Source organism: Corynebacterium sp. KPL4015 (genome assembly GCF_040225725.1).
Classification (GTDB): domain Bacteria; phylum Actinomycetota; class Actinomycetes; order Mycobacteriales; family Mycobacteriaceae; genus Corynebacterium; species Corynebacterium rhinophilum.
Map to the genome: position 1 here is coordinate 22,375 of NZ_JBEHGF010000021.1, position 23,746 is coordinate 46,120.

Sequence of the window (23,746 nt, forward strand, 5' to 3'; positions counted from 1 at the left end):
TAGGTGACGCTGCACTAAGTTGGGATTTATGAAAGTAGCAGCAGTGCAATTGACCTCCACCGGCAGCATCGAGGAAAACCAAGAACTCGCCCTGGATAAAATCCGCGAGGCCGCGGCGGCGGGCGCGCGCCTTATCGTGCTGCCCGAGGCCACCTCGCAGAACTTCCGCTCGGGACGCCTAGATGAGCAGGCGCAGAACCTCGAAGGCCCGTTCGCCACCGCGATACAGGAAGCGGCGGAGGAATTGGAGGTCACCGTCGTCGTCGGCATGTTCTGCCCAGCCGATACCATCGAAAGCGAGGACAAGACCATCAACCGCGTATCCAATACCGCGCTCGTCGCAGGCCCAGGCGTGCTGGGCGGCTACGAGAAAATCCACACCTACGATGCCTTTGACTACCGCGAATCCGATACGGTGCAGCCCGGGGAGTCCCTGGTGACCTTCGACGTTGATGACCTTACCGTCGGCGTCGTGGTCTGCTACGATATCCGTTTCCCAGAGCAGTTCAAGGACTTGGCGCGCGAGGGCGCGCAGCTCATCGTTGTCCCCACCAGCTGGGCAGATGGCCCCGGCAAGCTGGAGCAGTGGCGCCTGCTCACGGCCGCGCGGGCGCTGGATTCCACCAGCTATATCCTCGCCGCGGGCCAATCCCGCCCAGGCGGCAACGCTGAGGCCGGATCGCCCTCGGGCCCGACCGGCATCGGGCACTCCACCATCGTCGATCCCAACGGCGTGCGCGTGGCCGAGGCCGGCTACGAAGACGAAATCCTCTACGCCGACATCGACCCGCAAGAAGTAGCGAAGACGCGCCGCTCCCTGCCGGTGCTAGAGCTTAACGACTAAGACTGCGCCGCATAATCCTCCGGCAGCCACTCTCGGTCGCGGCCCCAGCTGTGGCTTAAGATCCACTGCTTGCCGATGCCCCTTTTCTCCAACCCCTTCCTCGCTTCCGCCACTTCCTCGGCGCTGCCGAAGAGGGCGAAGTGGGTGGACGCGCCTGTGGATAACTCGGCCTCGTTGACTACTACATCAGTCGGGTCGGGGGAGAGGGTGTGGGTGGCGGCATCGGCAAGCGGCCGTGCCCCCAGCAACCATGGGTCGTTTTCTTGCCGGATGATGCGGCGCAGGCTGAGATCAGGGTAGAGGGCCGCAAGGTTCTGCTGGAAGTGCGTGTCATAGTGCGCGCCGGGGCTATCCGCAACGGCAAAAATCTGCAGGGCCAGGTTCTTCGCGAGGCCCTCCTCGCCCGCATCCGCGGCCTGGCGCGCCGCCAGCGCCAAGCACCGCGCCGCCGCCCAGCCCGTGCCATAGGCCAGGATGACCAACCTGCCGCCGCGCAACGCGCGCAGGTCCTGCCAGATGGAGCCGGTGGGCCGGCCCAATGTCCACCAATCGCCTGGCTTGGTATGCGCAAGCGACCGCGAGGCCGCGCCCACCGCGGCGACGTGGAAGACCAGCTGGCCGGTGGCATCGCTTGGCTGCGCGGGGGTGAGCATCCGCCACTGGCCGGGAAGGTACTGGGTGGTAACGGGGAAATACTGCCCCGGCTCGAAGGCTGCGGGCATTCCTGCCTCGACGCGAATGACCGCGGTTTCGCGCGTCGGCCGATCCACCGCGACCACCTGCCCCGAATACGCCGGCGCCTCCCCAGCCAAGTCCGCCTCGCGCGCCGCACTGGCCATCTCCTCGCAGACCTGGTGGATGACGGCGCAGGCGAAGTCGTATTGGTACCGCGTCAGCGCCAACACCCGCAGGCCTTTGATGAGCGCCTTCTCGAACCGCGCATAGACCTCGGCCGGGAAGCCGTGCCTGCGGTGATCGCGGCCGAGCTGCGCGATCTTCTCCCGGACGGCCTCGGGCAGCGCAGCCCCAACCCCGGACCCTGCCTTCGCACCGGCGCTGCTGGGCTCTGCGTGTTCAATCACCCACGCCAATGCATGCACCATGGACCGGTGGGTGTCCTGCATAGAAAGGGAAAAGACCTGCCGCGCTTCCGGCACCATGAGGAAAAACTGCTCATGCACCGCATTACGGTAGTCGTCTGCATACTTCCGGAAGTGCTCGCCCAATTCCCACATGGTTTCCCATCCTAGTGTGCTTTCCTGCCTTTTAGCGCGCGCATTTTGGCCCCGGGGCTACAGACCCAGCACCTTGATAACCTCGCGCGCCGCCAAGCGCCCCGCGCGCGTCGCCCCCACCGTCGAGGCGGTCGACCCATAGCCGGCGAGGAAGACCCGCGGGTTCGCCACAGGCGAGACCTCGTTGCGCATGACAATCCCGCCCTTGCGTGAGCGCAAGCGCAACGGCGCCAGATGGTCCAGCACCGGGCGGAAACCCGTATTCCAAAAGATGACGTCCACCGCCAAGTGGGTGCCCGCCGGATACGGCTGCCATGCCGCCACGCTTTCCGATGCCCCCGCCACCTCACCGCTCACCGCAGCGTCGCCGTCCGCCACCGTCTCACGGCTCGCCGCAGCGTCACCGCCCGCCGCAGACCCGCCAAACCGCACGCCGGTCGCGTCAATGGCATCGAACATGCCGCGCGAGACCAAAACGCCGCGCTCGACCGCATCCAGGTATTCCTGCCAGCGCGGAATCCCGGTGGTCGAGACCACCGAGGCCGGTGGATTGCCACTAAAGACCCGCTCGCGGACCTTCTTTTCCACATCCAAGCCCCACTGTTTATCAAACTCCGTATCCGTAAAATCCGGAGCCCGCCGCGTGGCCCAGGTGGTCTGGGCGATGCCCTCAAGCTCCAATAAAAACTGCACCGCGGATAACCCACCGCCGACGACCAACACGTGCTGGCCTGCAAAATCCTCCGCCGCCGAATAGTCCTTGGTGTGCAGTTGGCGACCGCCGAAACTGCCGATGCCCGGAATATAAGGAATATACGGCCTATCCCACGTGCCGGTGGCGTTGACGATGGTGCCCGCGGAAAACTGCTCGCCGGACTCCAGCGTCACGAGAAACGCGCCGCGTGCGCCGCGGGGATTGCGTGCGCCGCGCGCGCCGGGTTCTCCGGGCAGGGCACGGACGCTGCGGACGCGCGCCGGGCGGTAGGGCCGCAGTTGGAACTTGTCTTCGTAGGCGCCGTAATAGTTGGCAACTACCTGGGAGGCGGGGGAGGAGGCATCGGCAAGCGGGGCGGGCATGCCCGGCGGATCCGCGATGTTATGGGCCTTTCCTAGCGTCAGGGAATCCCACCGGTGACGCCAGGTGCCGCCGGGGGCGGGGTTGGCATCGATAAGCAAAAAGTCTTGGGCGGGGATAAGGCCGCGGGAGGTGAGCTGGTGGGCCGTCGCCAAGCCTGCCTGGCCCGCGCCGATGATGATGCTGAGGTAGTGCTCCACCGTGCCATTGTAGCGGGGGTGAAAATCCGCCGTATGTTGTGGCTCACTACATGATATGTAATGTACTTTTTATCTGCGCGCTCGCTGCACGTGAGCGACCTGCCATAACTGCACAGCTAGAAAGGATTCCCATGGAAGATTTTTCCGCTTATACGCTCATGCTGGACGTGGGTTGGATTTCCTTACTCATGGTCATCGGCAATATTTTGCGCCACCAAGTGAAGTTTATCTTCCAGGACTTATTGCTGCCTGCCCCCATTACCGCCGGCCTAATCGGCCTGCTCGTCGGGCCCAACGTGCTGGGGTGGATCAACTTCTCCGATAACCTCGGCGACTACACCTCAATCCTGATCGCCGTGGTCTTTGCCTCGATGGCGTATTCCATGGAGGTCGGCGGCAACATGGGCAAGGGCGCGCGCAATATGTGGGGCTATTCCACCATGATGTTTACCGGCCAGTGGGGTCTGTTCATCGTGCTGGGTTTGCTCTTCTTCGCCCCAGTCTTTGATACCCCCAACTGGTTCGGCATGATGCTGCCAGTTGGCTTTACAGGTGGCTTCGGCACGGCCGCCGCTGTGGGTGGCGCGCTGGAAGGCGTCGGCGCCGAGGCGGCAGCGTCTTTGGGCTTTACCTCCGCGACCGTCGGCACCCTGGCCGCGATTATCGGCGGTGTCATCGCTGGTAACTGGGGCATCCGCAAGGGCAAGGTGTCTTACGTCCCCAAGGAGCTGCCGGAAGAGATTCGCCGCGGCTATATCAAGAACCTAGATGAGCGCCCCTCCCTTGGTCGCGCGACCACCAACCCTTCTTCCATCGAGCCGCTCGCGCTGCACTTCGGCTTCATCATCCTCACGGTTATGACGGCGTACGGCGTCAATAAGGGCATTTCTAGCATTTGGGAAAATGTTTCCATCCCGCTCTTTGCGATGTCCATGGTTATCGGCCTCATCTTCCGCGCCATCATGAACTTCGTCGGCGCCGAGGATTACCTGGATAAGGATTCCGTATCCTCCATCTCCGGTGCCGCTACCGATTACCTCATCGCCTTCGGCGTGGCCGCCATTGTTCCTGCCGCTATCGCTTCCTACTGGCAGGCGCTGCTGGTCCTGTTCATTCTGGGTACCATCTTCTGTACCTTCTTCTTGATGTGGTTCCCCGCAGAGTTCTTTGGCGAGCGCTGGATCGAGCGCGGCATCTTCGGCTGGGGCTGGGCGACGGCTACCGTGGCTACCGGCATCGCCGTGCTTAAGATCGTCGATCCGAAGCTGAAATCCGGAACGCTTTCCGAATACGGCATGGCCTACATCGGCTTCGGCCCCTTCGAGATTTCGTGGACCATCATCGCGCCGATGGCCGTGATGTACGGGTTTACCGGCGCGTTCGGTGCAGTCTCGCTGGCCATTTCCATCGGCGTGTACCTGACGTTCAAATTCATGGGCTTGCTTCCGCCGCGCGGCACGATTTTCAAAGAGGGCATCGGCCACGTGGGCCAGAAACAAGAAACCTAGCCTTCACAAATCCACTCTGTGCAAGCCGGGCTCCCACATTTTTGGTGTGGCGGCCCGGCTTTGGCGTGCCGCCACTTCGCTTGCTTGCCGGGCCCCTAAGCCCCCACCTCGATTACACCGTGCGCCCCCACTCCTGGACCGGCCGAACTTCGGTAGGGCTGTTGTGGCAGAAACCGGAAAGTTGAGCCGGATGGACTCAAAAAGTTCGGGTTGAGTGGAATAGGCTCAACTTTATGTGCGTTATACCAAGTGAATCCTTAAAATGGATGAATAAATCTTAGAAGGAGAAACGTACACATGAGTTCTTTTAACCCCACCACCAAGACACAAGAGGCGCTGCAGGAAGCCCTGCAGACCGCGTCCGCGAATGGCAACCCGGATATCCGCCCGGCGCACTTGCTGGCGGCCATTCTTGGGCAGGAAGGCGGCATCGCCGAGCCGGTGCTTAAGGCCACCGGCGTTGACCCGGATACCGTGTTGAAGGAAGCGCGCGAGCTGGTTAACTCTTATCCCAGCGCCGAGGGCGCCAATATGTCTAACCCGCAATTCAACCGGGATGGCCTGAACGTACTGACCAAGTCGCAGGAATTGGCGGGCGAGCTTGGCGATGAGTTCGTGTCCACCGAAGTCCTCCTCGCCGCCATCGCCGGTTCGAAGACCGACGCTGCCGAGCTGTTGACCGGCCGCGGCGCAACCTACGACGCCATTAAGGGCGCCTTCCCCTCCGTGCGCGGGGCCGCCAAGGTGACCTCGGAGAACCCGGAAGACCAATTCCAGGCCCTGGAAAAGTACGCCACCGACCTCACCGCGCGGGCGCGCGAGGGCAAGATCGACCCGGTCATTGGGCGCGATCAGGAAATCCGGCGCGTCGTCCAGGTGCTTTCGCGCAGGACGAAGAATAACCCGGTGTTGATTGGTGAGCCGGGCGTCGGCAAAACTGCGATCGTTGAGGGCCTGGCCCGCCGCATCGTGGCTGGCGACGTCCCCGAGTCCTTGAAGGGCAAGACGCTTATCAGCCTGGACCTCGGCTCCATGGTCGCCGGCGCCAAGTTCCGCGGCGAGTTCGAGGAGCGCCTTAAGGCTGTGCTGGATGAAATCAAGCAATCTGAGGGCGAAATCATCACCTTCATCGATGAGCTGCACACCATCGTCGGCGCCGGCGCTACCGGCGAAGGCTCCATGGACGCCGGCAACATGATCAAGCCCATGCTGGCCCGCGGCGAGCTGCGCCTCGTCGGTGCAACCACGCTGGATGAGTACCGCAAATACATCGAAAAGGACGCCGCCCTCGAGCGGCGTTTCCAGCAGGTCTATGCTGCAGAGCCGTCCGTGGAAGACACCATCGGTATCCTGCGCGGGCTCAAGGAGCGCTACGAGGTACACCACGGCGTGCGCATCATGGACTCGGCCTTGGTTTCGGCAGCGGAGCTATCGAACCGCTACATCACCAACCGCTTCCTGCCGGATAAGGCCATCGACCTAGTCGATGAAGCCGGTTCCCGCCTGCGCATGGAAATCGACTCCTCGCCGCAGGAAATCGATGAGCTTGAGCGCATCGTTCGCCGCATGGAGATTGAAGAGCTCGCGCTGAAGAAGGAATCCGACGCCGCCTCCCAGGACCGCCTGGCCGCCCTGCAAGGCGAGCTCGCGGACCAGCGCGAAAAGCTCGGCGAGCTCAAGGCGCGCTGGGCCAACGAGAAGAAGGCCATCGATGACGTGCAGGATATCAAGGAAGAACTCGACGATCTCCGCCGCCAAGCAGAAATTGCCGAGCGCGATGGCGACCTCGCCCTAGCCTCCGAGATCAACTACGGCAAGATCCCGCCGCTGGAAAAGGACCTGGCAGCAGCCGAGGAAAAGGCCGCCGCCCAGCGCAATACCATGCTGGATGAGGAGGTCAGCCCGGATACCATCGCGGAGGTCGTCTCCGCGTGGACCGGCATTCCCGCCGGCAAGATGTTGCAGGGCGAGACCGAGAAGCTGCTGAACATGGAGGCGGTGTTGGGCAAGCGGGTCGTCGGCCAGCGCGAGGCCGTGACCGCCGTTTCCGATGCCGTGCGTCGCTCCCGCGCGGGCGTGGCTGACCCCAACCGCCCGACCGGCTCTTTCCTCTTCCTCGGCCCTACCGGCGTGGGTAAGACGGAGCTGGCTAAGGCGCTGGCGGACTTCCTCTTCGACGATGAATCCGCCATGGTGCGCATCGATATGTCCGAGTACAGCGAGAAGCACTCCGTCTCCCGGCTCGTCGGTGCCCCTCCGGGATACGTCGGTCACGAAGCCGGTGGCCAGCTCACCGAGGCCGTGCGGCGTCGGCCTTATACGCTCGTGCTTTTCGACGAAGTGGAAAAGGCCCACCCCGACGTCTTCGACGTCCTCCTCCAGGTCCTGGATGAGGGGCGGCTTACCGATGGCCAGGGTCGCACCGTCGACTTCCGCAATACCGTCATCATTTTGACGTCCAACCTGGGCGCTGGCGGTACGAAGGACGAAACCATGGAGGCCGTAAAGCGTGCCTTCAAGCCGGAGTTCATCAACCGCCTCGATGATGTGGTGATGTTCGAGCCGTTGTCGGAGGAGCTGCTGCGCGGCATCGTGGACATCCAGCTGCGCGGTCTCACCGAGCGCCTGGAGGCCCGCCGCCTGACGCTGCAGGTATCCGATTCCGCCAAGTCCTGGTTGGCTGACCGCGGCTATGACCCCGCCTACGGTGCCCGCCCGCTGCGCCGGACCATCCAGCAGGCTATCGGTGACAAGCTAGCGAAGAAGCTTTTGGCTGGCGATATTGCCGATGGCGATACCGTCCACGTTGACGTCGCCGATGGCGGCGCGGAGCTGGATATTTCTGCTCGCTAAATTACCGGGCGAAAAATAATGCTCATGCCTTTAGACTGGAAGGCATGAGCATTTTAGTTTCCCCGCAGGAACTCAAAGAATCCATCTACCACGGCGATCGTTTCACCCTCCTCGGCACCCACTGGCAGCCCAAGACGGGCCAAAGCTTCATCGACTTTGCTTCCCAGCACATTCCCACCGCACTTTTTGGTGATACCGGCGCGGCCTTCGTCGGCCTTCCCGGCTCGCGCAATGGCCGCAACCCGCTTCCGGACGAAGATAAGTTGCAGTCCTGGATCCGTTCTTGGGGCCTGCAGGAAGACCGCCCCGTAGTGGTCTATGACGAAGGCCGCGGGCTTTTTGCTGGCCGTGCGTGGTGGACGCTGCGGTGGGCAGGCCTGACTGATGTGCGCATCCTCGATGGCGGTCTGGAAAACTGGCTCGCGCACGGTTACCAAACTCTGACGGGGCCGGGCAATATCGCGGTCGGCTCGACGTTCGAGGTCACTCCCGGCCAGCTGCCTACCGCCACGATTGATGACGTCCGCGAGCACGATGGCGTGCTCATCGATACGCGCTCGAGCAACCGCTTTGCCGGCCGCCGCGAGAACCTGGACTTGAAGGCAGGCCACATCCCGGGTGCGGTCAATGTTCCCGAGCGCCTCTTCCACAACGATGGGGTGCGCACGTTGAAGTCCCCGGATGAAATCCGTGAGGTGCTGGCCGCGGCTGGATTGACCCAGGAAAACACCAAGGACGCAATTATCTATTCCGGTTCGGGCAACCACTCCGCGCTGGCACTCGCAGCGATGGAGGACGCAGGATTTACCGGCCTGCGTCACTACATCGGTGGCTGGTCGCAGTGGTCTGCAGACCCGACCAACCCAGTGGAACGCGGGAATAGGACTTCGGTTGACGATTAATTCCAATTAATCGCTCCGATTCCGACTGGTACCGGCACCGTGGGGTGCCGGTACCTATTATTATCGGGAGATGATGGCTTCTTTACTCCTGATTTTCGCACTCGTGCTCGGCATCGCCGGTGGCTTTTTGCTGTACTACGACCGCACGCAGCGCGTAGCCGATGCCCAGCGCGATACTGCATCCCAGCACGACCGGAAAGGCTGGGACACCTGGGAAGACCAGGATGCGCCTTCCCACGCACGCCCCGAAACTAAGGGGGAAACTGAAGAGGATGCGGAAGACGCCGCAGGCTCTGAGGCCGTTACAGATCCTGAGAGCGAAGGCGGTGCTGAGGACCACCCCGGTTTCGCGGCGAAGTACTCGCCGTCCCCCGATGTTGAATCCGATTCTTCCTCCGCTACCTCTTCAGGCCGTCACCATCGCGCTGCAGGCGAATCAGGCCGCAGCGGTGATGACAGGGCGAGTGAAGATAGCGCCAGTGACGCCAATGCCAGCGACGAAGCCCGCGCTAACGACTCCGAGGCTGTTTCAGATAATGGCGTTGTAAAAGGCAGCGCCGCCACTGCTGCCACTGCCGCCAACGCCACCGCCTCTACCGCCGGCCCCAATGACGCCCATGCAACCGGCTCCGACAGCACCAGCAGTTCCGATAACGCCGGCAGTGCCAGTAATACTGGCAGTGCTGGCAGTGCTGCCCGTGCCAACACTGCAGGCAGCACTGAAGAGACGTCGGAAGCTGGCGCAGAAACGGAATCGGGTGCGGCTGACTCCCTCGAAGAGGCAGGCCAAGAGGGGACTGAAGAACAACCGGAAGGTCACGCAAAGCCTAAGCCGGTAGGGCGGCCGCGGCCGCTTATCCCTGGCACCATTCGTCGGGAGCGCAAGAACTGGGCGGAGACCCGGGGCTTTGAGTACATGAAGTCGGACCAGTACCTTGTCGATGAATGGACAAGGGGAGTGGCCTCCTCCGGCGCCGCGCCGAAAGACATCGTTGCCGGCAACGTGTATGGCCACGAAATGTTGCTGATGGATATCGACGGCGTGAATGTGATGGCGATGCGGACGGGAGCTGCATCGGATGTGGTCATTGATTTCCAGCGTTTCGGCAGCCAGGAGGCCGAAATGTCCGAGGACCTGTTAATGGCCATGAGCATCGAAGGTTTCGATGTATATTCCTCCGATCGCGGCGTGACGGAGCGGATGGTAGACGAACGCGTGCGCATCGCACTGCAACGCATGCCGGAGGTGGTCTCGGCGCTGTGGCTGGAGACCGAGTGGGTTTTGGCACAAACCACCAAGCATTCGCGCACCGCGGATTGGGAGGCAATGCTCTCACCCCTGGCTTTACTTGCCGATGCTTCCCGCGTCCTCCCACCCCGTTCCTCCTCCGTGCATACCATCCACCTTGAGGACTTGGACCCAGCCAGGGAAATTCCCGCGGCACCTGTGGTCGATGCGGTGGGTGGAACAGCGGCGGCGGGGCAGCCGGAGTTTTCCCGGCCGGTCATTCAACGGCCGGAGGAACCGTTGGATATGCCCTCGCGCACGTACTCCGAGACCCGCGGCCCGGTTGAACACACGGCGATTGGGGCGGACGAGGTCGATGCCATTGCCGATGGCAATGAACGCCCCACGCCCGACTCAGGCACTGCCCGCCTGCCGCGCCAGCAATTTGGGGAGGCTTCCATCTTCGGCGACGCTTCGGGTGATGCTTCTGGCGACGGCCTCGACGCTGCCTCCCAAGACGTCAGTGGCTCGGCCGCTGGACGGGAGAACGATGATAAAGACCGCGGTGACGATTCCGAGCCGCAGCAGGGGGAGTAGCCTAGAATGTTGCGTTGGCCCACATAGCCAGGGATTTCCCTCACACTCCGAAGAACACTCTAGAAAAGGAGCAATGCGATGACTGAAGTGCACCTGCAAGAAGACAAGAAGAAGCGTCTCGCGGAACTGGTCAAGGAGCTTGCCGTTGTGCACGGCAAGGTGACTTTGTCCTCGGGCAAAGAGGCCGATTACTACGTCGATTTGCGCCGTGCGACCTTGCACCACGAAGCCTCCCACCTCATCGGGTCCTTGCTTCGCGAGCTCACCGCGGATTGGGATTTTGCTGCCGTCGGAGGCTTAACCCTTGGCGCGGACCCGGTAGCGACCTCCATCATGCATGCCGATGGCCGCGATATCGACGCCTTCGTCGTGCGCAAAGAAGCCAAAAAGCACGGCATGCAGCGCCGCATCGAGGGCGTGGATGTGACCGGAAAGAAGGTGCTGGTCGTCGAGGACACCACCACGACCGGCAACTCGCCGCTCACAGCAGTCGCCGCATTGCGCGAAGCTGGAGCAGAAGTAGTTGGCGTAGCTACCGTCGTTGACCGCGCCACCGGAGCCGAGGACGTCATCTCGGCCGAGGGCCTTGAATACCGTTCCCTGCTTTGCTTGGATGACCTTGGACTCGCGTAACGAGATGGACCAGGCACGCCAAGAGGCGCCCGCCGGGCAGGCCGAGAGTTCTGCGCAACCAGAGCAGCAGGAGCAGCGAGAACAGCCCGAGGAGGCGAAGGGGCCGACCGAATGGAATGAGGGCCGCCACGGCGTGGGGCCCTGGGAAGGGCCCTGGCCGCAAGGGCCGGAGGCTGAAAAATACGATCCGGAGCTCCTGCGCGAGGGCGACCGGCGCAATGTCGTCGACGCGTATCGGTATTGGCGGAGGGAGGCGATTAAGGGGGACATCGATAAGCGGCGGCACAGCCTGCATATCGCCATCGAGAACTTTGAAAATGACGCCAATATCGGCACCGTCGTGCGCACCGCCAATGCCTTTGCCGTCGATACCGTCCACATTGTGGGGCGGCGCCGGTGGAACCGCCGCGGCGCCATGGTGACGGATAGGTATCAGCATCTGCGGCACCATGAGAGCGTCGATAAGCTCATTGCCTGGGCAGCCGAGGAAAACCTCACGGTCGTGGCCATTGATAACACCCCCGGTTGCGTGCCCCTCGAAACCGCCGAACTGCCGGAACGCAGCCTGCTGCTATTCGGGCAAGAAGGTCCCGGAGTAAGCGCCGCCGCGCAAGATGCCGCCCTCATGACCTGCTCCATCGCGCAATTTGGCTCCACGCGGTCCATCAACGCTGGTGTGGCCGCGGGCATCGCCATGCATACCTGGATCCGGCAGCACGCCGATCTGCACAATTCCTGGTAAGAGATCGTTACACTAACTGTAATAAACCTTGCTACTGGAGTGATAAAGAAATCGTGGAAGAAAAGTGGGCCCACCGCGCCGAACTCGCGGAAACCGCCATTGATGAGCGCCATGCGCATTCCGTATGGGGCCTGCCGCGGACCAACCTCGCCATCGTCAGCTGGCCGCCCACCACGAAAGAAAAACTCCTCGTACACTGGCACTACTGGTGGCAGGCGCACTACCTCGATTGCCTCGTCGATGCGGCGGAGCGGAAGAATACTAAGGCCCGCCGCCAGCGCATCCTCGACACCACGCGCGGGATCCGCGTCCGGAATCTGGCGAAGCTGACCAAGAATAAGTACTTCGACGACAAAGCCTGGCTCGCCCTCGCCCTAGGGCGCGTGGGCGAGGTAAAAAAGATGAAACCGCCCAAGGCGTTAGCGTCTTTGCAGGGAAATATCACCGAGGGCCTCGATGACTCGCTGGGCATATTGCCGTGGCGTGATGGCGAGAACTTCATGAACGTGCCGGCCAATGGGCCCGGAGCCATCATGCTGGCGCGGATGGGAAAGATTACCGCGGCCCGCCGCATTGTTGACTGGGTCTACGACAACCTGGTGAATGAAGATGGCTTCATCATGGACGGCGTGCGCATGCGCATGGATGGCCCTGAGATCGTCAAACAAGTCCACCCGTATTGCCAAGGCGTGATGTTGGGGGCATGCCTGGAGATTGTGTTGGCGATGCGGGAGGAGTCGAGCATCGGCAAGCTGGAGCAGATCGACAGCGTTTACGAGGCCGAACTGGCATCCGAGATGATGAGCTACATCATCAAGATCCGTGGCCTGGTGCAGGCTATTGCTTCTGGGATGGCGACTCCGTCTGGCGTCGTGGATTGGGAGACCGGTGATGGTGATGGCGGCCTGTTTAAGGGCATCCTGATGCGCTATCTTGCTGATGTTGCTGTGCGGTTGCCCGGAGACTCGCCCGCGAACCGGGCCACCAAAAAGTTGGCGACCCGCATGGTGGTGGCGTCTGCCGAATCCGTGTGGGAGCACCGGCTCGAGGTCGATGGCCTGCCAATTTTTGGCTCTGATTGGACTGCCGATGCCCGCCTACCGCACAACTACGGCTTCGGGCACACGACCGTCAGTGAAAAGATGGGCATCATTCGCGTGGATGAGCGCGACCTATCCGTGCAGCTGTCTGGGTGGATGCTTCTGGAGGCGTGCGCCCGGGTAGCTCGTGACCTGCATGAAAAATCGGGTCGCGATTAGCTGCGTTTAACCGTGCTTTTAAACGCCTAGCGCGGGGTTTGCCGTGTGGGGGCGCTGCATTTTTGAGAGTTGGGCAGTAAACACAGGAAATGTCACACAAATTTTGCGGCGGAAATCCGGAAATGTGGGCATAATTGGGTGTTGGAACGTGTTTGACCGCAATCCCACTTAAGGATGGAATTTCATGCCAATTGCAACCCCCGAGGCGTATAACCAGATGCTGGACACCGCGAAGCAGAACGGCTTCGCATTCCCAGCCATCAACTGCACCTCGTCTGAAACGATCAACGCAGCACTGAAGGGCTTTGCCGAGGCAGAGTCTGACGGCATCATCCAATTCTCCACCGGTGGTGCAGAGTTCGGCTCTGGCCTCGCGGTCAAGAACAAGGTTAAAGGTGCTCAGGCCCTAGCCGCCTTCGCACACGAGGCAGCGAAGCACTACGGCGTCAATATCGCCCTGCACACCGACCACTGCCAGAAGGAAGTTCTGGATGATTACGTTCGTCCGCTGATGGCCATCTCCCAGGAGCGCGTCGACCGCGGCGAGAACCCGCTGTTCCAGTCCCACATGTGGGACGGCTCTGCTATTCCGATCGATGAAAACTTGGTCATCGCTCAGGAGCTTCTGGAGAAGGCGAAGAAGGCACACATCATTCTCGAGGCAGAGATTGGCGTTGTCGGCGGTGAAGAAGACGGTGTCGAGGCCAAGGCCGGAGATAACCTGTACACGACCCCGGAAGACTTTGAAAAGACCATCGATGCACTGGGCACCGGCGAGAAGGGCCGCTACCTGTTGGCCGCTACCTTCGGTAACGTGCACGGCGTCTACAAGCCGGGCAACGTGAAGCTGCGCCCCGAGGTTCTGCTGGAGGGCCAGAAGGTTGCGCAGAAGAAGCTCGGCCTGAGCGAGGGTGAGCACGCCTTTGACTTCGTATTCCACGGCGGTTCCGGCTCTGAGAAGGAGAAGATCGAAGAGGCGCTGCGCTACGGCGTCATCAAGATGAACGTGGACACCGATACCCAGTATGCGTTTACCAACCCAGTAGCTCGCCACATGATGGAAAACTACGACGGCGTGTTCAAGATTGACGGCGAGGTAGGCAACAAGAAGGTCTACGACCCACGCTCTTACCTGAAGAAGGCAGAGCAGGGTATGTCCGAGCGCGTCATCGAGGCATGCCAGGACCTCCACTCCGTGGGTAAGACCACGGCAAAGTAGGACGAGTCTAAGCCGAAGGCGAGATCTCGCAGTAGGCACGACGAAGTAGCCGCTTCCCCCTATGCGGGAGGCGGCTTTTCCTATTTCTAGTCCCATTTCTAGACCTATCGCTGAGCCTATCTGTGGGGCGCGAGGACGCGGCGGGACCTTGCCGGGGATGAGACAGAGCAGGCAGGTATGCCAGACCAGCGATGCCAGCGAGATTGGGCAGAAATTAGGCTGGCCAGGTCGGGTGGACACGGCAGGACCGGCGGTCCCAGTGGAGGAGGCGGACTAGGCAGACCGGCCGGACTGGGTGGGTCAGGTGAGGGCTAGGCGGAACTCCTCGTTGGTCGTGGTGAATAGGCGGGTGAGGGGATAAACCGCGGGTTGCCGCTCCACGGCGGGATCCAGGCGATGCGGCCCTTGATGCGAACCATGCGCCCGCGTGCGGTGGGGCGGGAATCATCATCTTGATTCACCGCATTGTGATGAGCGCAGAGCGTTACGAGGTTTTCTTGGTTTGTGGGGCCGCCGGCTGCCCAGGCGGTGAGGTGGTGGACTTGGGCGTCATCGGCAGGCGTGGAGCAGCCGGGCCAAGCGCAAATAGGATGTTCCGCGCGGGCTAGCATGCGCTGCTTCCAGCTGGCCATGCGCTCGGTGCGATACAGGTTCACCGCGCCGTGCTCAGGATGGACCAAGCTCACGTAACCGCGTTGGGCGAGGGTCCGGGCGACGAGCTGGGTGCCGGACATGCGCGCGCCGTTGGAAAGCTGAAGCATGATGTCATCGCCCTGGCCAGCAGTGATGCGGTCTAGCTGGTCAAGGGTGACGATCACATTGGTATGCACCGCAGGCAGCGCGCCGGGATTGCCCTCGAGGATGACCTGCTTGGCGGCTGCGAGCGGGTTTTCCTTATCCACGGAAGCGAGAACGCCCTTGATATCCGCGATATCAGTGGGCTCCGCGGTGATGGAGATGGTGTGGGGACCATCGGGGCGTCGGGGATAGCGGACGCCGTGCGAGGGACGCTTGGCGGGATTGAGCTGTTTGAGGCGCTTCTTTGCGATTGCCGGAATCAGGTGGGCTTCTGCGCGGCAGAGCTCTAGGCGAAGATCCCAACTGCGGTTGGTGTCTTTCACGCGGTGGGCGAAAGACTCGATGCTTTCGAGGATGGCGAGGTCGTGGCCGCGAGAACGAGCGGCCTCGCAGGCGAGGCGCTGCTTGCGGCTATTGGAGGTGCGGCCGAAATATGTGTGCTGGAGGCGGGCGAGTTGCGCGGCGAGGAGCTGGCTGGCGCCGGCTTCGATGAGCTGCTGTTCGGAGCATCCCTGAAACTCGGCGACGAGGTCCACACCGCGACGGCAAAGTTGCAAAAATTCTGTGTTCACGGCTCCTGACCGTAAATGCGGTACGGGTGCGCGGCAATGGATGAGCAAGGCGAAACGGCGATTCTGTGGAATTCTCGCGCGGCGGGGGTTGGTGTCGCACGCATACAGCGGGTTATCCACAACCTGGCGCAGGCCGGGATGCGGGTATTCGGGGGCGGTGGTAGACAGCGGTCTTCTATGCTGGAGGACATGTCGGAAGCGAAACAAAGAGTCTCAACGAGGCAAATGCTGCGGGTGGTGGACCGTTCAGTATTATCGCGTCTGCAACGCATCCGTTCGCGCTTCGTTTATATAATCCAGGCCACCGTCGGTGCCGCATTGGCGTATTGGGTGGCTAGCTCCCTCTTTGGGCATCCGCAGCCGTTCTTCGCGCCCATCTCGGCTGTCATCATTCTGGGGCTTTCGGGCGGGGACAGGATGAAAAGGGCAGTGGAGATGTCACTGGGCGGCATCGTCGGCGTGGCCTTGGGCGATTTGCTGTTCCAAGTGGTGGGGCAGGGGCCGTTCCAGATCCTCTTCATTGTGGGAGCAGGCCTGGTTGTGGGGTCTTTTATTACGAAATCGCCGCTGGTGTCCAACCAGATTGTCTTTGGTTCCATCCTTATTGCCACGATTTTTCCGCCCACCGAGGGACCGGGTGGCCTGCACCGGGCCATCGACGCGATGATTGGTTCCGGCATTGGGCTTATCACGATTGCGCTTATCCCGAATTCCCCGCTGAAGGAAGCTCGGCGCGAGGTGTCGAAGGTGTTGAGGATTGCATCCAGCATTCTCAACGACGTCACGCATGGCATCCGCGATACCAATCCCGAGATTATTCGCGATGCCCGCGATGCGGTGCGCGGCACGCAAAATGACGTGAATACGCTGCTGAGCGCGGCGCAATCGGGCAGGGAGGCATCGGAAGTATCGCCGCTTTTGTGGACCTCGCGCAGGAGCATTCGGTCCCTAGAGCGCATCCTATTGCCGGTAGATAATGCGGTGCGCGGGGTGCGGGTGCTATCGCGCCGCGCGCTAGTGCTTACTGAAGACGGCGATACCGTATCCGCAAAGCAGCTAGAGCTCCTAGAAGAGCTATCAGAAATTATCCTCGCGGTGGGAGAGCTTTACGGCCGGCAAAAGCGGGACCACGATGAGGCGATAGAGATACCCGAACTCGTGCAGCGGCTGCGCTACGTGGGCGGTCAAGCAGGCATGGATCTTATCGAAGAAGACGCGACGCTTTCTGCCTTTACGATCCTCGCGCAGACGAGGTCCATCGTCGTGGACATGCTTATGGTCTGCGGGCTTTCGCGCGAGTCCGCCGTCGCGCACCTGGTTCCTACCTCTACGCACCCGGCGTTCCCGCCAGAGGTGTGGGAGCGTAAAGATAAGCAAAAGGGGCAGAATTAGCAGGACCTCGCCCGCATATCCGCCGAGCGGGGCGCTTGCCGAGTTGTGCGAGCTGAGTCAACCGAGGGCCGAGTCGGAGGAGACGGGGTGAGCTGGCTGAACCGGCGTTAGCTGTGACGGGTGGACTAGGGGCGCACTACTTGGAGGTCGCGCAGGTGGCGGTAGAAGGTGACGCGGGTGAGAGGGCGTTTGTGGGGGATGGCATCGACAAGCACGCGCAGTTGGGGACCGCCTGCCTGGACCGCGCGGCCGGTGTGGACGGAATCCGGGTCGAGGCGGCCGGGCTTGCGCAGCAGAGAGCGCAGGCGGCCTTCGGGCTCGACTGGAGAGGTTGCGCGGGCCGCCAGGATGCCAGGGGCATCGGTCATGGGGACGAGCCGCGCGCCAAAAGTGCCGTGACCTGAGGCGGCAAGGGTGTCATCATCGATGATGATTTCACCGGTAAGCGGGCCATTCGACCAATCTGAGATGGTTGTTGAGCCGGCGACGGCCTGGCCGGAATCATTGCGGATGAGTGGCACCGGGCGAACCGGGGCGGTGCGGGCGACCTCGAGGGCCTCCTGCGGCGCGGCGGGCAGGCCCCAATTAGCGGCGGCGGCTGACTCGCCCGTGGGGATGAACGCTACCTCAGCCCACAGGTTATCGGCGCGCATGAGCCGGGTAATGACGGCGTTCAGCGCCGAATCCGAGCCCGCAATCACGATGCGCAGGCGGTCCTCCAAGTACGGTTCCTGCGGGGCGGCGGCAGGGGCGCCGAGGTGGCGGACATCGGGCTGCGCGGCGATCTCGTCAAGCGAAGGCGTGGGGTCGTGGGGGAGGAGGTTGGTGGCGGCGGCATCGATAAGCGAGAGCTCCTTGCGGGAAGGAACGGCCGAAAGGTCATAGGCCTCTGCGGGCAAATCAACGCCGGGGGCGCCGCAGCGGAGGAACAAAAAACGCATGCACATCATGCTACGTGGGCTATTGCGGCCAGAAAAGTGTAAGGTAAATGCGTATTTTGGCTTCAATAATGAGGAAGTGACTTAAAAGATGGCAGCGATCGTCATTGTCGGCGCCCAATGGGGCGACGAAGGCAAGGGCAAGGCTACCGATATCCTTGGCGGGAAAGTTGACTACGTAGTCAAGCCGAACGGCGGCAATAACGCCGGGCACACCGTGGTGGTAGGCGGTGAAAAATACGAGCTGAAGCTCCTGCCCGCCGGTATTCTTTCTGAAAACGCCACCCCTGTGCTGGGCAATGGCGTGGTGATTAACCTCGAGGCGCTCTTTGATGAGATTGATGGCCTGGAAGCGCGCGGGGCAAATGCCTCCCGCCTGAAGATTTCCGCGAACGCGCACCTCGTGGCGCCGTACCACCAGACCCTCGACCGCGTGCAAGAGCGATTCCTGGGCAAGCGCGCCATCGGTACCACCGGCCGCGGCATCGGGCCGACCTACGCCGATAAGGTCGCGCGTATTGGCATCCGCGTGCAGGATATTTTCGACGAGTCCATCCTGCGCCAGAAGGTCGAGTCCGCGCTGGAGATTAAGAACCAGATGCTGGTGAAGATGTACAACCGCAAGGCCATCGAGGCCGAGCAGATTGTGGAGTACTTCTTAAGCTACCGCGACCGCCTGCGCCCCATGGTCATCGACGCCGAGCTCGAGCTGAACGAAGCGCTTGCTAATGGCCAGAATGTACTCATGGAGGGCGGCCAGGCCACCATGTTGGACGTTGACCACGGCACCTACCCGTTCGTGACTTCCTCGAACCCGACTGCGGGTGGGGCATCGGTTGGCTCTGGCATTGGACCGACGCGGATTAAGACCTCGCTGGGCATTATCAAGGCCTATACCACCCGCGTTGGCGCCGGCCCGTTCCCCACCGAGCTCTTTGATAAGTGGGGCGAGTACCTGCAGACCACCGGCGGCGAGGTCGGCGTGAACACTGGGCGCACGCGCCGCTGTGGCTGGTACGATTCCGTGATTGCTCGCTACGCCACGCGCGTGAATGGCTTTACGGATTACTTCTTGACCAAGCTCGATGTGCTTACCGGCATTGGCGAGATTCCTATCTGCGCGGCTTATGACGTTGACGGAAAGCGTTACGACGAGATGCCCGTTACCCAGTCTGAGTTCCACCACGCCGAGCCGATTTTTGAAACCATGCCGGCGTGGGACGAGGATATCTCCGAGTGCACCACCTTTGAGGAGCTTCCACAGAAGGCGCAGGATTATGTACTGCGCTTGGAGGAGCTGTCTGGCTGCCGTATCTCCTATATCGGTGTCGGCCCTGGCCGCGACCAGACTATTGTGTGCCACGATGTCATGGACGACCAGTAACGGACGTAGCTGCGTGGATGAGCTCGTACTAGTCGCGAGCTCATAAAAGTAAGAAGGGGCGAGGTACCTCACCAAGGTACCTCGCCCCTTCTTTAAGATCCTCGGGACTCCCCGAGGCTACGCCCGTTCAGCTTTAGTAAGCGGCGGTCAGGTTGTCGTAGCCATTGATCTTGAGTGCTTCCAGCACGCGGTCCACGGCTGCCTGGTCAGTATCCGGGTTATAGGTGTCCGGGAAGGTCAGATGTGCGCTGTGGCTGTCCTTGAAGTCGATGTTCATGAACTCGTGGCCCAGCTCGTCGGTAGCGAGCGCGAGTTCGCGCTGCACAGCCAACTTACCGCTCTGCAGGATAGGTGCAGAGTAGTCCTGGTCTCCGTTGATTACATCTTCCTTATCACCGGTGATACGGCCCTTTTCGGCGTGAGCGCCGGGCTCATCGGACTGGTCAGTGGACTGCTCAACGTCAGCGGTCTGGGTTACCTCTGGCTCAGCAAGCTGGTCCTGGGCGTCGACTGGGCCGGTGCTGCCGGTTAGTGGCAATAGGGCAGCAATGGCGCTAGCAATAAAAGAAGGAATAGACATTTCCGATCCTTTCTGGGGTTAGTGTTTTAAACCGATAAAAACACTAGCATCGAAAAAGGTAGGAAGAGATGTGAAATTCACTTTGTTGATTCCACCATTAAAAATGTATTTAGAGGTTATTGGTGGAAGAAAATACTTTAGGCCAATGCAGGGGATTAGACCTGCATTATTTGTCTCGAAGTGTGATATACGCTTTTAAAGTTAACTAGAGTGCAATGTATTACAGTGATGGTAGAAGTTGGGAATCCACCAGATCTTGACGCTAATAACGGCTGGCGTTTAATGGGGTGCGACCCAGAAAAGTTTCACAATCTTTCTATTGAGGGTTAGAAAAATAGTCTCAAACCGGGGTTCATTTCCTACTTTTAGTAGACGCTTCAATTACTGCACGACTTTTAGGGACAGTGCAATTTTGCGCGAAATATGCACACTTTTCTATGGCGCTCGACACGTTTTGAAAGTTTCCTTAACTGCAAATCATTTTCTTAATCAGTTCTTACAAAGAAGTTGTGTGCAACTGAATAATGTCTGAAGGCAAGTTGGGTCGAACATGTGAGCGTAATTAATTACGGTCCTTTATCTAGAAATTCAGATGATTGAAGTCTCGAATTGCCCAAAAACCACTGGTTGTGGCTATTTAAAAAGTGCACCGACATTTAGTAGGGTGCAGGATTGAAATGTAATAAATACCGTTAACAGAGTTAATAGAAATGGTAAATAGTCTAAAAAATATAGATTATCTATTGGGGTATAGTATTTTATGGGTGGGATCTACCTTCGAACAAAGGTTTATTTGTAGGGGTTTTAATTGTCAGTTTCCGTCTATCGGTAAACCGCAATTGATATAGCGAATTTGTTGACGCATCAATTGGATAAGTTTGAAATTATTCGCTTTGAGGGCATGGATTGGTACTGTCCTAAAGGCACAAATGGTGGCGATCGTAGCGGTTAGTGAACCGGGATTGTCTATCGTGTGTTCAAGTTTCACATTTAGGTTCTATACAGCTGAAGTTCGAGTTGTGTAGATGCGAATTGTAAGAAGATGTCCTTTTAAAGGGGAGAAGATGAGCGGAGTGCGCGATTTATCCCGGAGAAAGTGGACTGTACTGACCGCAATCTTTGCTGCAATTGCGGTTATTACTGCTATGGTCACTGTTCCGTGGAATCAAGCAAATGCTGAGGAAAGTAATCCTACAGATTTTGAGCCAAACGTAAGTTTGGGAGATGTAAACAAGATTATGCCCAAAGGAGTAGACACTTCTTGGGGGCCACTTGTTTGGGCAGGAACGCCGCCAGAGGGTGCTGGTAAAGGAAACCCGAACAACAACGTGGGATGGGGCTGGTGTATCGAACCATTCGCCCAAATCCCTCTGCAAACAAATCGGGTATATGCGAAGGAAAACGCAGAAAGGCTTGAAATCTCGCCCGAATACAGGGATGGTGTGATCAATCTTGGGCGGAAATTGAAGGATGCAGCTAAGCGGAAGGATAGTAAGGCTGCTGCCAACTATTCCGTGTATTTAGCAGCTTTAATTGCTGAGAAGGACACATCACGGGCTATAGCTGCCGCTACTATTACTGGGCGAGACCCCTCTTACGGTGCGCTTGATCCAGGTCAGCCTACATACCCTAGCTTTACAGGAAGCCATGAGGAATTTACGGAACTGACCGGGTATCGAATTGCGGATGATTTTGACCCGCCAAAATTCGAAAAAGATCCCTCCGTGCAGATTCCGGAACAGCCTGAGGATGCTTATATCACGATTGTTCGTCCTCACGATGATAAAGGTAGGGTCGATAAAACACGCAGAGACCAGCCGGTGATGCCGCCGGATCAGCCTGGTCTACCTGATACCGAGGAGGACAAGCCGGAGGAATCCACGACTCCCGAGCAGCCTTCTGAGGAAGAAACCACGGAAGACGAGCCTACGGAGGAAGAGAGCACTCCGAACTCCACGGAAGAGCAGCCTTCCGATGAGGAGACCTCGACTGAGGAGACCACCTCCTCTGAGGAGCCTTCGACGGAGCAAACCACTACTCAGCCAAGCACTGAGCCTAGTGAATCGACTCCAACTACTAGTGCTTCTGAGAAGAAGCTGCAGCCAAAGATTGGCACCAAGGCAGAGTTTGCCGACGATGCCGATCAGGTTGTTGCTGGTGCCAAGGTGAAGGATACGGTTCACTATGAGGACCTGGTCCCGCACAAGAAATACACCCTTGAGGCTGAGCTGAAGGATAAGGCTGGAGACCACGAGGTCGTCGGCAAGGGCAAGAAGACCTTTACTCCAGAAAAGTCCTCCGGTGACGTGGACGTGGAGATCACTGTTGACAGCGATCTTAAGAAGCCTATTGACGCGGCAGTTGCTTTTGAGACCTTGACCTCTACTGAGGTGGATGCGGAAGGAAAGTCCACCTCTGATTCTGACAAGAAGAATGTCATCGCAGAGCACAAGGACCTGAGCGACGAGGCGCAGACTGTAAACACCACCTGGAACCCAGAGATCGCCACCAAGGCGAAGCTGACCCAGGGCGAGACCGTTAAGTCCGGTGCTAAGGTAACCGACACCGTTAAATACAAGGACTTGGTCCCAGGGAAGAAGTACACCCTGAATGCGGATTTGGTTAATAAGGCAGACAAGTCTGTCATTGGTAAGGGCGAAAAGACCTTTAAGCCGGAGAAGTCTGCTGGCAAGGTTGACGTGGAAATCACTGTTGACAGCGACGTGAAGAATCCGGTCAAGGCTGCGGTTGCTTTTGAGGAGTTGACTTCAACTGAGGTTAACGCTGAGGGTGAGGACACTCCGGATGCTGAGAAGCCGAACCACATTGCTGAGCACAAGGACATTGATGATGAGGCCCAGACCGTAAACTCTAAGAAGGACGACAAGCCTTCGGAGACGTCTACGTCGGAGACCTCAACGAGTAGCTCGAAGCCAAGCACCTCGGAATCCAAGAGCTCTGAACCTTCGACGGAGAGCAGCTCGGAGTCCAAGACCTTGGAGCCGTCGGACTCGGAGACTTCCACTTCGAAGACTACGACGAGCACTGAGCCTTCGAGCACGACCTCTTCGGAAAAGCCGGAGGAGCCTGCTGATACTTCTGCAAAGCCGGAGATTTCGACGAATGCTGATTTTGCTCAGGGTTCGCATGAGGTTGTTGCTGGTGCTGAGATTGTTGATGAGGTCAGCTTTGAGGGTTTGGTTCCTGGTAAGGAATACACTCTGCAGGCTGAGTTGATTAGCAAGGCCGATAAAGAGACTGTTTTGGGTAAGGGTGAGAAGACCTTTACTCCGAAGAAGTCTGCTGGCAAGGTTGATGTGAAGATCACGGTTGATAGTGGTGTGACGGAGCCGGTTGAGGCTGCGGTTGCTTTTGAGGAGTTGACTTCTACTGAGGTTGATGCTGAGGGTGAGGATACTCCGGATGCTGAGAAGCCGAACCACATTGCTGAGCACAAGGACATCGATGATGAGGACCAGACTGTAGTTTCTGAGGATTCTAAGAAGGTTCTGAAGCCGGAGATTTCGACGAATGCTGATTTTGCTCAGGGTTCGCATGAGGTTGTTGCTGGTGCTGAGGTTGTTGATGAGGTCAGCTTTGAGGGTTTGGTTCTTGGTAAGGAATACACTCTGCAGGCTGAGTTGATTAGCAAGGCCGATAAAGAGACTGTTTTGGGTAAGGGTGAGACGACCTTTACTCCGAAGAAGTCCGCTGGCAAGGTCGATGTGAAGATCACGGTTGATAGTGATGTGACGGAGCCGGTTGAGGCTGCGGTTGCCTTTGAGGA

Annotated in this window: 17 protein-coding genes; 12 read left to right on the forward strand and 5 right to left on the reverse strand. The window is 59.6% G+C overall.

Going from position 1 to position 23,746, the window contains the following annotated elements:
- The first annotated feature begins 28 nt into the window (after positions 1-28).
- A complete protein-coding gene (locus ABRP64_RS08510) occupies positions 29-844 on the forward strand; it encodes a carbon-nitrogen hydrolase family protein (protein WP_284850323.1) in 816 nt (271 codons plus the stop codon).
- On the opposite strand, the gene ABRP64_RS08515 is transcribed toward ABRP64_RS08510, so the two are convergent.
- Together ABRP64_RS08515 and ABRP64_RS08520 are read right to left on the reverse strand one after the other, a co-directional pair.
- Positions 841-2,079 carry an FAD-binding oxidoreductase gene (locus tag ABRP64_RS08515; RefSeq protein WP_284783078.1) on the reverse strand — a complete coding sequence of 413 codons (1,239 nt, stop codon included), beginning with the start codon at positions 2,077-2,079 and terminating at the stop codon, positions 841-843. The genes ABRP64_RS08510 and ABRP64_RS08515 overlap by 4 nt on opposite strands.
- Before the next feature lie 57 nt (positions 2,080-2,136).
- Complete coding sequence (locus ABRP64_RS08520; RefSeq protein WP_349866134.1) at positions 2,137-3,354, reverse strand: NAD(P)-binding domain-containing protein; 1,218 nt, start codon at positions 3,352-3,354, stop codon at positions 2,137-2,139.
- Positions 3,355-3,485: 131 nt separating this feature from the next.
- Here ABRP64_RS08520 and ABRP64_RS08525 point away from each other — a divergent pair, with 131 nt between their 5' ends.
- From ABRP64_RS08525 to fbaA, 8 genes are all read left to right on the forward strand, one after another.
- A complete protein-coding gene (locus ABRP64_RS08525; protein WP_284770429.1) occupies positions 3,486-4,862 on the forward strand; it encodes a sodium/glutamate symporter in 1,377 nt (458 codons plus the stop codon).
- A gap of 297 nt (positions 4,863-5,159) precedes the next feature.
- Positions 5,160-7,715, forward strand: a complete 2,556-nt coding sequence (gene clpB, locus ABRP64_RS08530) for an ATP-dependent chaperone ClpB (RefSeq protein ID WP_349866136.1) — start codon at positions 5,160-5,162, stop codon at positions 7,713-7,715.
- Positions 7,716-7,759: 44 nt separating this feature from the next.
- Complete coding sequence (locus ABRP64_RS08535) at positions 7,760-8,617, forward strand: sulfurtransferase (protein ID WP_349866138.1); 858 nt, start codon at positions 7,760-7,762, stop codon at positions 8,615-8,617.
- A 70-nt stretch (positions 8,618-8,687) separates the two neighbouring features.
- Entirely contained in the window at positions 8,688-10,442 is a 1,755-nt protein-coding gene (locus ABRP64_RS08540; protein ID WP_349866140.1) for a TtfA family protein, read from the forward strand.
- Positions 10,443-10,520: 78 nt separating this feature from the next.
- Entirely contained in the window at positions 10,521-11,075 is a 555-nt protein-coding gene (gene pyrE, locus ABRP64_RS08545; RefSeq protein ID WP_349866143.1) for an orotate phosphoribosyltransferase, read from the forward strand.
- On the forward strand, positions 11,056-11,817 hold the full coding sequence (locus ABRP64_RS08550) for a TrmH family RNA methyltransferase (RefSeq protein ID WP_502880526.1): 762 nt from the start codon (positions 11,056-11,058) through the stop codon (positions 11,815-11,817). Before pyrE ends, ABRP64_RS08550 begins: the two co-directional genes overlap by 20 nt.
- A 53-nt stretch (positions 11,818-11,870) precedes the next feature.
- On the forward strand, positions 11,871-13,076 hold the full coding sequence (locus tag ABRP64_RS08555) for a glycoside hydrolase family 76 protein (RefSeq protein WP_349866145.1): 1,206 nt from the start codon (positions 11,871-11,873) through the stop codon (positions 13,074-13,076).
- Positions 13,077-13,260: 184 nt separating this feature from the next.
- Positions 13,261-14,295: a class II fructose-bisphosphate aldolase gene (gene fbaA / locus ABRP64_RS08560; protein ID WP_023024081.1), complete on the forward strand. Its 1,035-nt coding sequence runs from the start codon at positions 13,261-13,263 to the stop codon at positions 14,293-14,295.
- A 311-nt stretch (positions 14,296-14,606) separates the two neighbouring features.
- Here the strand turns inward: fbaA and ABRP64_RS08565 are convergent, their stop codons facing one another.
- Positions 14,607-15,665, reverse strand: coding sequence for an HNH endonuclease signature motif containing protein (locus ABRP64_RS08565; RefSeq protein ID WP_349866148.1), 1,059 nt, complete (start codon positions 15,663-15,665; stop codon positions 14,607-14,609).
- Positions 15,666-15,842: 177 nt separating this feature from the next.
- Between ABRP64_RS08565 and ABRP64_RS08570 the strand changes: the two genes are divergently transcribed.
- Entirely contained in the window at positions 15,843-17,057 is a 1,215-nt protein-coding gene (locus tag ABRP64_RS08570) for an FUSC family protein (RefSeq protein WP_349866150.1), read from the forward strand.
- Positions 17,058-17,182: 125 nt separating this feature from the next.
- On the opposite strand, the gene ABRP64_RS08575 is transcribed toward ABRP64_RS08570, so the two are convergent.
- Positions 17,183-17,998, reverse strand: a complete 816-nt coding sequence (locus ABRP64_RS08575) for a diacylglycerol kinase family protein (RefSeq protein WP_349866152.1) — start codon at positions 17,996-17,998, stop codon at positions 17,183-17,185.
- Between the two features lie 88 nt (positions 17,999-18,086).
- On the opposite strand from ABRP64_RS08575, the gene ABRP64_RS08580 reads away from it, so the two are divergent.
- Complete coding sequence (locus tag ABRP64_RS08580) at positions 18,087-19,379, forward strand: adenylosuccinate synthase (RefSeq protein WP_349866154.1); 1,293 nt, start codon at positions 18,087-18,089, stop codon at positions 19,377-19,379.
- Between the two features lie 133 nt (positions 19,380-19,512).
- Here the strand turns inward: ABRP64_RS08580 and ABRP64_RS08585 are convergent, their stop codons facing one another.
- Positions 19,513-19,959 carry a hypothetical protein gene (locus ABRP64_RS08585; protein ID WP_337887008.1) on the reverse strand — a complete coding sequence of 149 codons (447 nt, stop codon included), beginning with the start codon at positions 19,957-19,959 and terminating at the stop codon, positions 19,513-19,515.
- A gap of 1,724 nt (positions 19,960-21,683) precedes the next feature.
- Here ABRP64_RS08585 and ABRP64_RS08590 point away from each other — a divergent pair.
- On the forward strand, positions 21,684-23,746 hold a 2,063-nt coding region (locus tag ABRP64_RS08590; protein ID WP_349866156.1), incomplete at its 3' end, for a VaFE repeat-containing surface-anchored protein.